Here is a 14,221-nt window from a genome sequence, read left to right on the forward strand (position 1 = left end):
GCACTTTTATTACATTGAAACACCCTCGTTGTCAACGAAAACCGCCCCGGGCGCGCGGGCGCCGCGGCTCAGATGACCTTCTCTTCGCTCAGCTTCTCCAGTTCCCCGGCATCCATGCCCAGGAGCCCGCCGTAGATCTCCCCGTTGTGCTCGCCGACGTCGGGCACCCGCATCGTCCGGTCCCCCGGCGTGCGGGACATCTTGTACACCGAGCCGATGAGCTTCACCTTCCCCGAAACCGGCTGCTCCACCTCCACGATCATCTCCCGCGAAAGGAGTTGAGGATCGGAGGCCACCTGGTCGAAGGTGGGGAGCGGCGAGCAGGGAACCTGGTGCTTCTTCAGTTCGGCGATCGCCTCCTCGACCGTTTTCTCCTTGAGCCACCCCTCGACCAGCGCATCGACCTCGGCCATGTGCCGGGTCCGGAGTTCGCGCGTGGCGAAGCGCTCCTCGCCGGCGAGGTCCTCGCGCCCCATGGCCTGAAGCACCTTCTGCCACTGGCCGTCGGTGATCGTGCAGATCACCACGTACCCGTCCCTGGCGTTGAAGGCGCCGAAGGGGGCCGAACTGCTCAGCTTGTTGCCGAACCGCTTCGGGACCTCGAGCGTGTCGAAGTAGTTGGCCCGGTCCGGGAACACCATCGCCCAGATGCCGTCCTGCATGGAGATGTCGATCGACTGCCCCTCCCCCGTCACCTTCCGGTGATAGAGGGCCGCGAGGATGGCGATGGCGCCGTTGTACCCCCCCATGTAGTCGCCGAGCGAAATCCCCGCCTTGAGCGGTTCTCCGCCGGGATACCCGGTCACGCTCATCAGCCCGCCCATCGCCTGCGCCACCACGTCGTAGCAGACGTCGTTGCGGCGGGGTCCGGTCTGCCCGAAACCGGATATGGAGGCGTAGATGATCGACGGGTTCAGCCTTCTCGCCTCCTCGTACCCGAGTCCCAGCCGCTCCAGGACCCCGGGCGCGAAGTTCTCCACGAGGACATCGGCCTTGGCCGCCAGTTGCCGGGCGATCTCCAACCCCTTGGGGGCCTTCAGGTTCAGGGTGACGCTCTTCTTGCCCCGGTTGTAGGAGAGGAATTGGTAGGATTCCTTCTTCGGGGTCTTGGGCATGGCCACCCTTTCCGGTTCGCCCTTGCCCGGCATCTCCACCTTGATGATCTCGGCCCCCAGTTCGGAGAGCACCGCCGTGCAGTGCGGGCCGGACAGATATTGCGTAAAATCCAGTACCCTGACGCCTTCCAATGCCTTAGCCATGATTCCTCTTCTCCTTATGACCGGGATGGCCCGGCCCGCCGATTCTCGACAACCGCCGCGCGGGACTGTAACCTTAATGCCCATGAATCCGATATCGTCGACGCTCGTTCACAAGGTCCTGCCGCCCGTTGGTGCAGGCGCCGGCGCGCCCCCGGCCCTGATCCTGCTGCACGGGCAGGGGGCCCGCGAAGACACCCTCCTGAAACTCGCGCCCCACCTCGACCCGCGCTTCTTCATCCTCAGCGTGCGCGCCCCGTTCCCCTGCGGGGGGGAACCGGACGCCTACGCCTGGTACGGCATCCCGGCCCCCTTCACCCCCCACCCGGAGCAGTTCGCCGAGAGCCTCGGCCGGCTGCGCCGGTTCGTCCGCGATGTAAAAACCGGCTACCCGGTGGACGGCCGGAAGGTGTTTCTGCTCGGCTTCAGCATGGGGAGCGTCATGGCCTTCGCCCTGTCCCTGACGGCCCCCGGGGAGGTGCGCGGCGTCGTCGCCCACAGCGGCTACGTCCCCGAGAACACGTCGCTCGAGTTCGCGTGGGACCGCCTGGAGGGGCTCTCGGTATTCCTGGCTCACGGCACCGCGGACCCGGTAGTCCCCGTGGGACTCGCCCGCCGCGCCCGGGACCTCATCGTCAAGAGTTCCGCCGAGCTGACCTACCGGGAGTACCCTACCCCCCACCGGGTCGGCCGGCAGAGCCTGCGGGATCTTTCCGGCTGGCTCGGGTCCCGGCTATCTTAATACCCCGGCGGAGCCCCCCCGTCCAATAGTAAGATCGTGCCCCGGTGATAAGTAATTAATATCAGGCGGTCAGCCCAATTCCGGCAGGCACCGGACGAAGCGCGCGAGCAGCGGCGACGCGTTGTCCCGGCGCCACGCGGCCACCATCTCGCACAGGGGGGGCTCCACCCGCAGCTTCTTGTAGGCGACCCCCCTGACGTGGATCAGCTGGAACGATTCCGGGACCAGGGAGACCCCCACCCCGGCCGCCACCAGCAGCAGCCCGGTCTGCAGCAGGCGCGTGTAATGCACCCGTTCCGGCCGCACCCCGGCCATCTGGTACGCCATGCGCACCTGCTCGTAGAACCCGGAACTCGAATGCCCCGCGGGCATGATCGCGGGCCAGGAGGCCAGGTCCCGGAGGTCGACACGCCGGCACCGGGCCAGGGGGCTCGAGTCGGGCACGGCCGCGATCAGGCGGTCGCGCGCGACGATCCTCGTCCCGAGGACGTCGCGCGACAGCTTGGCGTGGACGAACCCGATGTCCAGCTGTTCCCGGTACAGCCCGTCGATCTGTTCGCCCGCCGCGAGCTCGCTGAGTTCGACCTCGGCCGCGGGGACCTGTTTCTGCAGCCGCTTCACGCCGTCGGGGAGCACGCGGATGGCGGCCGTGCTGACGAAGCCGATCCGGATCGTGCCGGCGTCCCCGCTGTCCACCTTGCGCGCCCTCGCCGCGGCCTGGTCCGCCTGCCGGAGGACGCCGAGCGCGCTTTCGTAAAACGCCTTCCCCGCCGGCGTCAGCCGCACCTGGTGGCGGGACCGTTCGAGCAGCGTGACCCCCAGCTCCTTTTCCAGCTGCCTGATCTGCTGGCTCAGGGCGGGCTGGGCCACGTGAACGATTTCCGCCGCGTGGCGGAAATGGAGCTGCTCGGCGACGGCCACGAAATATCTCAAATGCCTCAGTTCCACGCACCGACCCCCCAGGTGACCGCGCTTGCCAAAATCCCGGCCCCATACTACGCTATCCCTCACCCGGATAAAACAATTCCATTGCCGCCCCGGACGGCCGCCGGCGGGAAACCTGGAGGGTATCCGAGATGGGCCTGATCCCGGCCGCGCAGTTCGCGCTGCAACTCTGGCGGAAGATCGAGGAGGACGACGTGCTCACCGGCGCCGCCGCCGTCGCCTTCTTCCTCCTCCTTTCCATCTTCCCGGCGGCCATTTTCAGCCTTTCCCTCCTCCCCTTTCTCCCGATCCCCGATCTCGAGCGGGCCGCCATGGACCTGATCCACCAGGCGCTCCCCGACCAGTCGGCCGTCCTCCTGGAGAGGATCGTCGGGCAGGTCCTGGCCGAAAGAGAGGGGGGGGTGCTGACCCTGGGTCTGGCGCTGACCCTCTGGTCCGCCTCCATGGGCCTGTACGCGGCCATGAAGCAGATCGCCCGCACCCACTCCGCCGGGGAACCGCGGCGGTTCTGGAAGGCGCGCATGACGGCCGTGATCCTGATGTTCCTTCTCCTCTTCCTCCTCTTCGGCACCCTCTCCCTCCTGATCTTCGGCGGCGCGGCCCAGGACAGGATGGCGGCCGCGCTCGGATGGGGAGCGCCGCTCCGGTGGGGGTTCGCGATCCTGCGCCGCGGGATCCTCGCCCTGCTCCTGCTGACGGGGCTGGAACTGCTCTACTACCTCGGAAGAGGAGGCCGCGGGAAGTTCCGCCCGTTCTCCCCGGGCGGGCTGGCCGCCGTGGCGATGATCGCCGTGGTGTCGATGGGATTCCAGGCCTACATCACCCACCTCGGAAATTACCGCGCCATGTACGGCAGCCTGGGCGCCGTGATCGTCCTCATGCTCTGGCTTTACCTGGTAAGCATCGCCCTCCTGACCGGGTCGGAAATCAACGCCGTGCGGATGAAGCCCGGCCGGGGAACGAAAGGGGAAAACCCCGGTTCACCGGGGACGGAGCGTGATCCTCACCCCTCCCTTTAGCTCCGGGTTCTGAATGAACGAGGCACGCGCCGGGAGAGCGAGCAGGGACGCGCCCTCCGCGAGCCGCCGCTCGAGCTTCCGCCCGTCGTCCGGCCCCAGATCCGCCGGGATCTCCACCTGGGCCCGCACCTGCGGGTAGCGCCGGAGCGTTTCCTGGATTTCCCGGAGTCCCGGCGATCGGTCCGGCCGGATCCCGCCCCCGGCCCGCTCGAAATCGAACCTCGAGGGGACGTGGTGGAACTCGAGCCTCTCCGGCCGCAGCCCCATCCGGTCCTCCATCAGGCGGGCCAGCAGCTCCCGCGCATCCCCGGACAGGGGGGATTCGGACAGATACTCGACCCTGAAGGAAGGGGGCGCCCCGTCCAGGGCGAGCTCGGCGCCGACGCGCACGACGGCGATCGTTTCGGGCAACGCCATCGCCCTCAGCTCCGCGGCGACGGCATCGCGGAGGTCCCGGGCCATGTCCGGGACTCCGGGGCTGTAGGGCACGGAGTCGGGAGCCGGCGGGGCCAGCATGCCCATCAGCTTGCGCCCCTCGCCGATGTCGCTCAGGCTCTGGACCAGGTCGAGCCGCGCCGCGACCCCCGTCCGGTCGGCCACCCGCTCCTCGAAGCGCCGGATATCCTCCGAGGTGAACAGGGCGTTGGTCGCCACCTGGACGCGGACGGAGATCTCCTCCTCCCCGATCGTGGCCACCGAGTTGATGATGGCGGAGCGCCCCGGCTGGTCGAACATCTTCTCCACGACCGAAACCGCCTGCCGGGCCCGGAATTCCCGGCTCAGCTGGTCCAGCGCCATCTGCAGGGGAATGACCAGGGCAAGCAGAAAAACGACGATGACCATCAGCCGGGCGCGCGTGCTCCCGGCCCGCCCGATCAGGGTCCCGAGCCCGAGCCGCTCGAACAGGAACCGGACGAACGGCCGCTTCATCTCCCCGTGTTTCCGTGCCCCGACGGTCTCCAGGGAAGCCGCCGCCGGCATGCCCGCGGCGGCATAGACCAACGCGGCACCCAGGATGACGGCAAAGAAGTTGGCGATGAACAGCAGGGTCGCCCCCCGGAAGATCTCGGTGCTGAATTCCCGGCCCAGGCCGAAACCGAGAACGGTGAGCGGCGGCATCAGGGCGAGCCCCAGCAGCGCCCCCGGGAAATAGCGCAGCAGCCGCTTCCGGCCGAATGTCAGCGCGGCTCCCGCCATGCCGGAAAAGAGCGCGACCAGGAAATCGAGAATCGTGGGCCGGGTGCGGGACGCGATCTCGGCCGTAACGGCGTTGAACGGGAGCAGTTCACTGAACAGGGCGGAGAGCGCGGCGACCAGGAGAACGACGAGCAGCAGCTTCCACAGAAGCCTCAGCAGGAGGTAGATATCCCCCGCCGCCAGGGCCAGGCCTGCGGCCAGGACCGGCCAGGCGATCGGCACGATCAGGGCCGCGCCGATGATGATGGAACTCTGATTCAGCACCAGGCCCAGCGCCGTCAGTACCGACGCCAGCAGGATCTGCACCCAGAAGATCGAGGGGGCCATCGAGGCGTTCTGCATCGCGTGGAGGTACTGCTGCTCCCTCTCCTCGGGGCGGATCCCCAGAAGCCGCATCACCTGTTCCGTGAAGGAGAACGGCTTCCGCCGGGCGGCCTGCTCTCCCGCTCCCCGATGCGGCGTCTCCTCCAGGACCGTCACCGCCGCATCGGGCACGGGGCCGTCCCCGGCGGCCTCGGCGGGTTCCCGCCCTCCTGCGGAAGTCCGCCCCGGTTCCTCCGCCGCCGATAGCGGCGCCCCCGCCGGTGACGGCGCCCCCGCCGGTGACGGCGCCGCCGCCTTCTCCGCCGCCCTTTCCCGCCCGAGCCGCCTCTCGGCGAAGATCACCCCGCCGGTCATATGAATGTTGCTCACCACGATCACGATAAAGGCATAAATCGGAAAGAGCTCAGCCCCGGGGACCCCCAACTGGACGGGAAGGAAAGCCATGACCGCCGTCGCGAGCCCCCGGGGGAGCATGGAGAGCACCATCTGCCGCTCTCCAGCCGTATAGGTCCCTTTCCTGAGGACGGCGCGCACCGCCGCGTACCGGCCGCCGAACAGCAGGGCCGCCATGGCGATGCCGGAGAGGGCGATGACCGGGGTCAGGGCGCTGAAATCGAGCAGCAGGCCCAGGTAGACGAAAAAGAAGGTCCGGATCAGAAAGGAGAGTTCCTCCGTGATGTTCTTCATGAACGCCTGGAGCACGAACTGTTCGGCACGGACATCGATGCCGAAAAAATACCGGACCTGGGGGCCGACCCGGTCGGCGACCACGTGCATGTTCTCGAGAATCATCCCGAACATGAGGACCGCGAAAGCCGCGCTCCCCCCCAGTTCCTCGACCCCGAAATAGAGCAGGAACACGAACCCGAGGGTCAGCATGTAGGCAAGCGGCTCTTTCCCCATCCAGCCGATCAGCCTCGCCCACAGGGCGCCGGCCACCGAAGAGACGACGAAGGCCACCGCGATGGACAAAAAGAGCGCCAGGGCGATCCCGGGGACGCTCTGCTTCCCGGTGGCGTGGGCGTCGAGGAGGAACAGGACGGCAACGATCAACAACACGTCCCCGAGCGCCGACTCGAGTTTCAGGAGGGTCCGGATCTCCTGCCGGACGCTGAGACCGGAGACCAGCGGAATGATGATGGCGGGGCTGGCGGCGCCCAGAAGCGAGGCCAGCAGCAGGGAGTGGATCACCGGCATCCCGAGCCCGAAAAAGGCGAGCGCCCCCACGGCGAGAAACGAAATGAGAAAACTGAGCAGGGCGAGGATGGAGGCTTTGGGCGCCTGGGTCCGAACGCTCGATACATCCAGGCCCAGTCCCCCCTCGAAAAGGATGATGAGCAGCGCGAGGGTCCCGAAAAAAGGGGCGATGGCGACCAGGGAACCGGACGTCACCCATCCGGTGACGGGGCCCAGGACGATGCCGATCCCGATCAGCAGAAGCACGCTGGGAATCTTCGTGACCCTGAAAAGAAGGTGGGCGAGGAATCCGACCAGGATCACCCCGCCGATGAAAGCGAACGCCACGGCCACCGTCATGAAGAGCCCCCCGGATACGGGCTAAGATACCATGGTTTCCACCGCCGGCGAAATGCGCCAACTTTTGTTTCGTATTCCCATCGTTCATGTTAACTTGTACCTTTATCCCGGGTTCCTGTCAGCCTGGAGGTATCGCAAGCCCTTGTTGGAAGGGTCCGTTCCGTCGGATGGAATCAAAATGATCCGCACACTTTCTTCCCGGAAATGTATCCTTGTGGCCGCCCTGTTTCCGGCCCTCTTCATCCCGAACCTCCTGGCTTCGGGCGAGGCGGTCCACGACGACCCGGTCGCCCCGCTGCTCCTGGCCCTGATCGTCATCCTGGCGACAGCGAAGGGGGCCGGAGAACTCTTCGAGCGGCTCCACATGCCGGCGGTGCTCGGAGAACTCGTCGGCGGCATCGTCCTGGGCAACCTGATCCTCGTCAACCCTGCATGGAGTTTCTTCGAACCGCTGCGGGCCCAGGTCATGGAAGTCCACTGGGCCGTGATCATCGACGGCATGGCGCGCCTCGGCGTCATCATCCTGCTGTTCGAAGTCGGCCTGGAATCGACCGTGAAGGGGATGATGAAGGTGGGAACCTCGTCCCTGTTCGTCGCCGTCGTCGGGGTCGTCGCCCCCTTCATCCTGGGATACGGCGTCAGCTGGATGTTCATCCGCGAGGTGCCGGCACAGATCGCGGCCGGCATGCCCGCCGGCTTCAGCGTCCACTACGTCCACCTGTTCGTCGGGAGCGTGCTGTGCGCCACCAGCGTCGGCATCACGGCCAGGGTGTTCCAGGACCTCGGACGGCTCCACACCAGGGAAGCGCAGATCATCCTCGGCGCCGCGGTGATCGACGACGTGCTGGGACTGATCGTTCTCGCCGTCGTCTCGAGCGTCATCAGCGCCGCCAAGCTGGGACAGTCGATCCAGGTGGGATCGATCCTCCAGCTGGTTGCCGTCGCCGTCCTCTTCCTCGGCGGCGCCCTGACGGTCGGAACGTTCGTCGTCCCGCGCATGATGAAACTGCTGGCGAGACTGCGCACGGCCGGGGTCATGCTCCTTTCCTCGCTCCTGCTGGCCTTCCTGCTCTCCTACCTGGCGGGAGTGGCGGGCCTGGCCGGCATCGTCGGCGCTTTCGCCGCGGGGCTGCTGCTGGAAAGGGTCCATTTCCGGGAATTCCGGGAGGACATCGACATTTTCCGCCTGATCAAGCCGATCTCCACCTTCCTGGTCCCGATCTTCTTCGTCCTGATGGGGATCCAGGTGCACCTGGAGAGTTTTGCCGACCTGTCGGTCCTGGGAATCGCCGCCGGCCTCACGGCGGCGGCCATCATCGGCAAGCAGGCGTGCGCCTGGGGTGCGACCGGAAAAGGGATCGACCGGATGAGCATCGGCGTCGGCATGATACCCAGGGGGGAGGTCGGGCTCATTTTCGCCAGCATCGGCCGGAGCCTGAAGGTGGTGGACGGCCCCACCTTCTCGGCCATCGTGATCATGGTCATCGTCACCACCCTGGTGACACCGCCGCTGCTGAAGGTGACCCTCTCACGGGGGGGCAAGCGGGCGGAGCGGCTTGGAGTGGATAGTGGCATTGAAAAATGAAGCTTCGCGCGTTCCTTCGCGCCGGGAGGTATTGAAAACCGCGGTCGCATGCCTGGCGCTGCCCGGCATGCTGGCACGGACCTCGGAGGCGGCGGGCCTCAGGATCAGCAACCGGCTGAGCCCCCTGAACGGCAAGCGGCCGCGCCGCCCCCACACGCGTTACATCATCCTGCACACCACGGAGGGGGAGGAAAAGGGCTCCCTCAACAAGCTGGTGCGGTACGGGGAGGCGCACTATTTCGTCTGCGATTCCGGGCAGGTGTACCGCATCATCGACAAATCCAAGATAGCCCGCCACACCGGCAGGAGCATGTGGGAGGGGCGGACCACCATCGACAACTACTCGATCGGGATCGAGGTCTGCGGGTACCACAACCGGGACATCACTCCCGCCCAGGCCGACGCGGTGCGGGAACTGCTGCGGCAGCTGAAAAGCCTCTACGACATCCCCGACGAGCGCGTCCTGACCCACTCCATGGTGGCCTACGGACGACCGAACCGTTTTCACAACGACAACCACCGGGGACGGAAGCGGTGCGGGATGATCTTCGCCCGCCCGGAGATCCGGGCCCGCCTGGGGCTCGAAGGGGCGCCCCCCGAGGATCCCGACGTCAAGGCCGGGAGGTTGAAGGTCGCCGACCCCGAACTGTTCGCCTTTCTCTTTGCGCGCCGAACGGAACCCGTGCTCGTGGCATCGGGCGCCTCCGCCCCCCTGCCGGTCCCCGAAACGGTGGACGCTCCCTCCGAGTCCCCGCTGATCTCGCTCAGCCGGACGGCGTGGCAGATCGCCAGGGAACGGTACAACCACCCGGACACCGTCTACGTCTTCCCCGACGGCCGGCGGCTGCAGGGGGACAAGGTGGAGGACTGGGGCCGCATCCCCACCGGCACCCGCGTGCTTCTCAGCGAGGCCGAAGACACCCAGCCCTTCGAAGGCTTCCTGGAGATCGGCAAGGACGGCTCCACCCCCGCCGAAATCGCCGGCCTGGCCGCCTCGAGCGCCACCACCATCTACTTTTTCCCCGACGGCCTCATCCGCACCGGCTCGGAGCTGAAGAAGAAGCGCTCGTGGCAGAGACTGCTCGAGACCCCCCCGAAAGGAACGCGGCTGCTGGTGGGCTATGTCTACGGCGGGCACGTCAAATCCCGCCGCCCCGCCTCCACCATCGCGGGGATCAAATGGAATTACCCTTCGACCTATTACCGGTATCCCGACGGCCGCATCCTGAGCGGCGATGACATCAACGCCAAGAACATTCCGGGCGGTACGCTCATTTTCTACCAGCAGTAGACACCGCCGCCCCCGCGAAAAAACGCGGGATCAGGGAGTCCCGCCTGGGATATACTGGATCCGGCATCGCTCCCGATGACCGCATGGGACTTCTATGGACGCCGAAAAAAAATCGATCCTGGTCCTCTATAACCATCTAGAGGAAACCGACGAATACCTGGCGCTGCGCACCGTGGATCCCGCCTCGCTCGATTTCGAGCCGGAGTACTCGATCGCCGTGGCCACCGCCGCGGAGGAGTACGACGCGATCGTCGAGGCGCTCTCCCGGGAGGGGTTCGACGCCCGCGCCGTCAACCTGAAGGATGACTTCGATCTCCTCTGCACCCTCCTGGCGGAGCGCCCGCCCGACGCCATCTTCAACCTGGTCGAATTCTTCCATAACGACCTGAACCACGAGGGGGCGGTCGCCGGCCTGTTCGACCTGTTCGGGATCCCGTACACGGGGGCGCCCCCCTTCTGCCTCTCCCTCTGCCGGCGCAAGGGCCTGACGAAGCAGCTCCTGGTGGAGAACGGCGTCTCCACCCCCCGGTTCTGCAGCCTGAAGAGCCCCATCATCCGTCCCGACCACGGGCTCGGCTACCCCCTCATCATCAAGCCCTCCCGCCAGGACGGCAGCGCGGGGGTCGACAAGCACTCGGTGGTCCGCGATTACCCGGAACTCCTCCACCGGGTGGACCGGATGTTCGCCGATTTCCGCCCCCCGATCCTGGTCGAGGAATTCATAGAGGGGGATGAACTCCACGTGTCGGTGCTGGGGAACGACCCGCCCGCGGTGCTTCCCATCATCGATTTCAATTTCGAGGAACTGCCGGAGGACCACCCGCACCTGATCACCTACGACATCAAATGGAACCCCCTCTCCCCGGCCTATCACAAGGTGCATTCCATCTGCCCGGCGGACCTGCTCCCGGAAACGGAGGAGTGGGTGAAGGAAGAGGCGGTGCGCGCCTACCGGGCGACGGGATGCAGGGACTACGCCCGGGTGGACATCAGACTGGCGGAGGACGGGACGCCCTACGTGCTCGAGGTGAACCCGAACCCGGACCTCACCGAAGGGGTGTCGTTCATGGAGTCCGCGGAAGAGGCTGGCCTCGGCTTTTCCGAAACCCTGCGCCGAATCGTGGAATTCGCGCTCGAGCGGAAGCAAAAAAAATAGGGCCTGGTTCCCGGCCCCCGGCACGGCGGGGACAAAGCCCGCCGTGCCGGAAAACGGGAACAGACCCTTATCCGGCGGCAAAAACGCCCGGACCTATTCGAAGACGATGCGCTGCGTCTTCCCCTTCAGCTGCATGTTCTTGATGATGGTGCGGCCGGAGGCATCCGTCCCCATCCCGAGGGAGTCGAACTCGTACTTCCTGTCCACGGTCTCCATCTTGCCCTTCACCTCGATCCCCTTGGGCTTGCCCACCGGCGTAAAAACGACGGTCACGGTTTCCCCCTCCGCCTTCCACCTGGCGTCGTACTTGCCCGGCTGGATCTCGATATCGGTGCCCGCCACCACGAGCGGCTTGATCACGGAAATCCGGGCCGAACCCTTCTCGGCCGCCATCAGGGGGAAGGAAATCAAAAGAACGAAAAGCGTAAACATCAAAACCAGTTTTTTCCCGTTAACCATAGTGCCTATTCTCCTTTTAGCCATTCATCGTATTTTCAGACAAACCTGTGGACCTGTTATCCTCCGCCGGGACGAACCTTGCGCCACACCCATTCACACACGTATGACAGGGGATTGCTCAAATAAGAGGGGGGTAAGGCGGATGGAACTAAACGCTTCACTCGGCACCAGGGCCGACGACCTCAGGCGGCCGTCACCCCTTGTATACCCTCAATAAGCTTCAAAAGACCCCGCTTCACCGTCTATCCGTTCCGCTCCCGGACCGCCTGCGGTAAAAACCGGCCCGCCACCGGAACCCGGCATTGTCAACCTTGATACTACGCTCTCCCGTCGCCTGCGTTTCACCAAGACCCCCGGTTCCCACCGGGAGTGCATTCAGTGCCTTGACGGTCGGGAGAGAGCCCGATAAAACCGGCCCGCCGGCGACCGCCCCGTAAATCCACACTTTGATTTTACCATTATTTCCTGAGGGGGGAAGACCCAATCGGGGCCGGGGCCCGATCCGGGGGGAGGGGAGATCCCGGCCGGAAAAACCATCGGGTCCCGCTCCAGGGGGTTCGAAGCCGACTGGAGCGGGACCCGTTTCGGTCGGATCGACCGGGCTTATTCGATCTCGCGCCAGTTCCAGTCCAGGCCGCCCTTGAACACCATCGCGTTCATGCCGTTGCTCAGCTTGGTGAGATTGGCGTCGGGGAAACGGGTGGCCATGGCGTAGTAGAACTCACCCACGCTGTCGGTCTTCACCAGTTCCTCTTCCGTCGCCCGGACGTAGTCGCGGGTGAAATCGAGCGAACTGTTGTCGAAGGGCATCCCGGGCTTCTGGTGGCCGGGGATGATGATTTCGGCCCCCATCTTCTCGATCTTGTCCACGTCCACGATCCACTGCGCCCGCTCCTCCTTGGTGCATTCGCAGGTGAAGGGGTGGGCCTGGTTGAAGAGAACGTCGCTGGCGTACAGGGTCTTGATCGACGGGATCCAGACCATGGTGTTGTAGCGCATGTCCCCCATGACCTTGGAGATGATCTCGAGGCGATGGCCTTCCAGCTCGAAGTAGTTCTCCTTCAGCGACTCGGCCTTGGTGGTGACCCGGCAGACGTTGTGGGCGCCGATGATGCCTTCCCAGTGCTCGATCTTGCCGAAGAACTGCTTGTTGATGATCTCGGCCTCGGAACCGATGGCCACGACCTTCGCCTTGGGGAAGGCGGAGGCGATCACGCCGGCGCCGAAGTAATGGTCCGGGTGCGCGTGGGAGAGATAGATGGTCGTGAGGTTCTTGCCCGTATCCAGGATCTCGGTGATGACGCGGTGGGCGTTGGACAGCGTCCACTGGGCGTCGAGCAGGACCGCGTCCTTCTTCCCCATGACGATGACGGAGGCGACCTCGAAACCGCTCTCGTCGCTGAAGAAGACCTTGGTGGAAAGGGGGTGCTGCGCGTTGGAATTCAGTCTGATTTCCATGTATGTTCTCCGATCGGGTTTCCGCCGGGCCGGTCGCCCGGCATTGAATTGTGAGGCGGGAGCCGCCTTGCCCCCCGCCCGCTTCCAGATTATGGCCGACTATCCTTTATAAGCGTTTCCGGGCGGGGGAACAAGGGGAAATGGGGCGCATTGCGGGCGATTCGGGGGCGCGGGATGCTATTCTATCCCCGTGGAACTTTCGCTGCCGGTCGAACAGGAGAGGGAGATCGAGGCCATGGAGGCGCTGCTGCGCCCCGGCCCCGGCGCGGGGGGGAGCCTCTGCCTGCGCGGGACACTCTCCTGCGTCCGCTGCTGTCTCCCCCATATCGGCGGCGATTCCTGCCGCGACGCCGACGGCGCCTGGCTCGGTCCCGGGGGGCTTCTCCTGAAATTCGAGAATTTCAACCCGCGCCACGACCCCCGGATCGAGGCGTCGGGGTACGAGGACGCCTTCGCCGACGCCGGGAAGGGGGAGATGGAGCGGCGTTTTGCCGAAAGACGCCGGCTGTTCCTCGAAATCTACGACCCGGAACACCCCCGGGAATCGCTCCCCCGCTACATGAAGGCCAGCGCCGAAGCCGAAGGCTACCGGTACCGCCACGGCGCGAATGCGGGCCCCGCCTCCCTCCATGTCGGCGGTTCCGTTCCCGCCCGGCCCCGCGGGAGAGGCGAGCTGCCCGAATGCCAGCTCCTGGGATTCACGGACGAGGGGGGGCGGCCCGGGTGCCTCGCCCACCCCCTGGCAGAGACCTCCGGGGGGCATGACGGCCGCGACCTGGCGGGCTTCTTCCACCACACCGGCTGCTGCGACTGCGTGGAGTGCGAGGCGGGCCGCGAATTCCGCTACCTCAGCCCCGCCGCCCTCGGGGTGTTCGACCGGGCCGTCGACGGCCTGTCCTGGTACGAGTACAGCCGCCACGCCACGAGCGTGTTGGTCTACTACCTGCGCGCCTTCGACCACCTCCTCGTGCGCATGGACGAGGCCGCGGTCCTCGGCCGGCTCCCGCTCCGGCAACTGGCCTCCTTCACCAATGCCCTCTATGACGGCTGGCCGTTCCAAAGGCCCGCCGCCGCCGTACCCGCTCAGCCCGGCATGGGATTCATGAACACCCTGGACCTGCTCCGGGCCCCCATCCCCCTGCCGGAGAGGATCCTTTATATCGCCCTGCGCACGGGATTCCGGGCCGACACGTTCGGGGCGCAGCTCGGGAGAGCGAGGGAATGGATCGCGCGCCGGATGGAACGACTCTGAT

At 66.0% G+C, this 14,221-nt stretch carries 11 protein-coding genes; 6 read left to right on the forward strand and 5 right to left on the reverse strand.

Features of this window, described 5'->3' with window-relative positions:
* Positions 1-68 precede the first annotated feature (68 nt).
* Positions 69-1,259 carry a CoA transferase gene (locus tag GXY47_04360; protein ID NLV30369.1) on the reverse strand — a complete coding sequence of 397 codons (1,191 nt, stop codon included), beginning with the start codon at positions 1,257-1,259 and terminating at the stop codon, positions 69-71.
* 82 nt (positions 1,260-1,341) lie between these two features.
* Here GXY47_04360 and GXY47_04365 point away from each other — a divergent pair, with 82 nt between their 5' ends.
* Entirely contained in the window at positions 1,342-1,998 is a 657-nt protein-coding gene (locus GXY47_04365) for an alpha/beta fold hydrolase (protein ID NLV30370.1), read from the forward strand.
* 69 nt (positions 1,999-2,067) lie between these two features.
* On the opposite strand, the gene GXY47_04370 is transcribed toward GXY47_04365, so the two are convergent.
* Positions 2,068-2,946: a LysR family transcriptional regulator gene (locus GXY47_04370; protein ID NLV30371.1), complete on the reverse strand. Its 879-nt coding sequence runs from the start codon at positions 2,944-2,946 to the stop codon at positions 2,068-2,070.
* 128 nt (positions 2,947-3,074) lie between these two features.
* On the opposite strand from GXY47_04370, the gene GXY47_04375 reads away from it, so the two are divergent.
* Complete coding sequence (locus GXY47_04375; protein NLV30372.1) at positions 3,075-3,962, forward strand: YihY/virulence factor BrkB family protein; 888 nt, start codon at positions 3,075-3,077, stop codon at positions 3,960-3,962.
* On the opposite strand, the gene GXY47_04380 is transcribed toward GXY47_04375, so the two are convergent.
* Positions 3,924-7,019 carry a DUF389 domain-containing protein gene (locus GXY47_04380; GenBank protein NLV30373.1) on the reverse strand — a complete coding sequence of 1,032 codons (3,096 nt, stop codon included), beginning with the start codon at positions 7,017-7,019 and terminating at the stop codon, positions 3,924-3,926. The genes GXY47_04375 and GXY47_04380 overlap by 39 nt on opposite strands.
* 214 nt (positions 7,020-7,233) lie before the next feature.
* Between GXY47_04380 and GXY47_04385 the strand changes: the two genes are divergently transcribed.
* The 3 genes from GXY47_04385 to GXY47_04395 all read left to right on the forward strand — a co-directional run bounded on the left by GXY47_04385 (position 7,234) and on the right by GXY47_04395 (position 11,051).
* On the forward strand, positions 7,234-8,604 hold the full coding sequence (locus tag GXY47_04385; GenBank protein NLV30374.1) for a cation:proton antiporter: 1,371 nt from the start codon (positions 7,234-7,236) through the stop codon (positions 8,602-8,604).
* Between the two features lie 31 nt (positions 8,605-8,635).
* A complete protein-coding gene (locus GXY47_04390) occupies positions 8,636-9,895 on the forward strand; it encodes an N-acetylmuramoyl-L-alanine amidase (protein ID NLV30375.1) in 1,260 nt (419 codons plus the stop codon).
* Between the two features lie 94 nt (positions 9,896-9,989).
* Positions 9,990-11,051 carry an ATP-grasp domain-containing protein gene (locus GXY47_04395; protein NLV30376.1) on the forward strand — a complete coding sequence of 354 codons (1,062 nt, stop codon included), beginning with the start codon at positions 9,990-9,992 and terminating at the stop codon, positions 11,049-11,051.
* A 93-nt stretch (positions 11,052-11,144) separates the two neighbouring features.
* Here GXY47_04395 and GXY47_04400 read toward each other — a convergent pair whose 3' ends face one another.
* A complete protein-coding gene (locus GXY47_04400) occupies positions 11,145-11,510 on the reverse strand; it encodes a hypothetical protein (GenBank protein NLV30377.1) in 366 nt (121 codons plus the stop codon).
* 603 nt (positions 11,511-12,113) lie between these two features.
* Positions 12,114-12,968 (reverse strand): MBL fold metallo-hydrolase, encoded by an 855-nt coding sequence (locus GXY47_04405; protein NLV30378.1) that lies wholly within the window; start codon positions 12,966-12,968, stop codon positions 12,114-12,116.
* A gap of 190 nt (positions 12,969-13,158) precedes the next feature.
* On the opposite strand from GXY47_04405, the gene GXY47_04410 reads away from it, so the two are divergent.
* A complete protein-coding gene (locus tag GXY47_04410) occupies positions 13,159-14,220 on the forward strand; it encodes a hypothetical protein (GenBank protein ID NLV30379.1) in 1,062 nt (353 codons plus the stop codon).
* Position 14,221 lies beyond the last annotated feature (1 nt).

The sequence above is a fragment of the Acidobacteriota bacterium genome (assembly GCA_012729555.1).
Taxonomy (GTDB): Bacteria; Acidobacteriota; UBA6911; order UBA6911; family UBA6911; genus UBA6911.

Excerpts from the sequence above, each read along its gene's own strand:
- GXY47_04400 (NLV30377.1), bottom strand. The coding sequence starts at position 11,510 with ATGGTTAACGGGAAAAAACTGGTTTTGATGTTTACGCTTTTCGTTCTT.
- GXY47_04380 (NLV30373.1), bottom strand. The coding sequence starts at position 7,019 with ATGACGGTGGCCGTGGCGTTCGCTTTCATCGGCGGGGTGATCCTGGTC.
- GXY47_04375 (NLV30372.1), top strand. The coding sequence starts at position 3,075 with ATGGGCCTGATCCCGGCCGCGCAGTTCGCGCTGCAACTCTGGCGGAAG.
- GXY47_04395 (NLV30376.1), top strand. The coding sequence starts at position 9,990 with ATGGACGCCGAAAAAAAATCGATCCTGGTCCTCTATAACCATCTAGAG.
- GXY47_04360 (NLV30369.1), bottom strand. The coding sequence starts at position 1,259 with ATGGCTAAGGCATTGGAAGGCGTCAGGGTACTGGATTTTACGCAATAT.
- GXY47_04405 (NLV30378.1), bottom strand. The coding sequence starts at position 12,968 with ATGGAAATCAGACTGAATTCCAACGCGCAGCACCCCCTTTCCACCAAG.
- GXY47_04365 (NLV30370.1), top strand. The coding sequence starts at position 1,342 with ATGAATCCGATATCGTCGACGCTCGTTCACAAGGTCCTGCCGCCCGTT.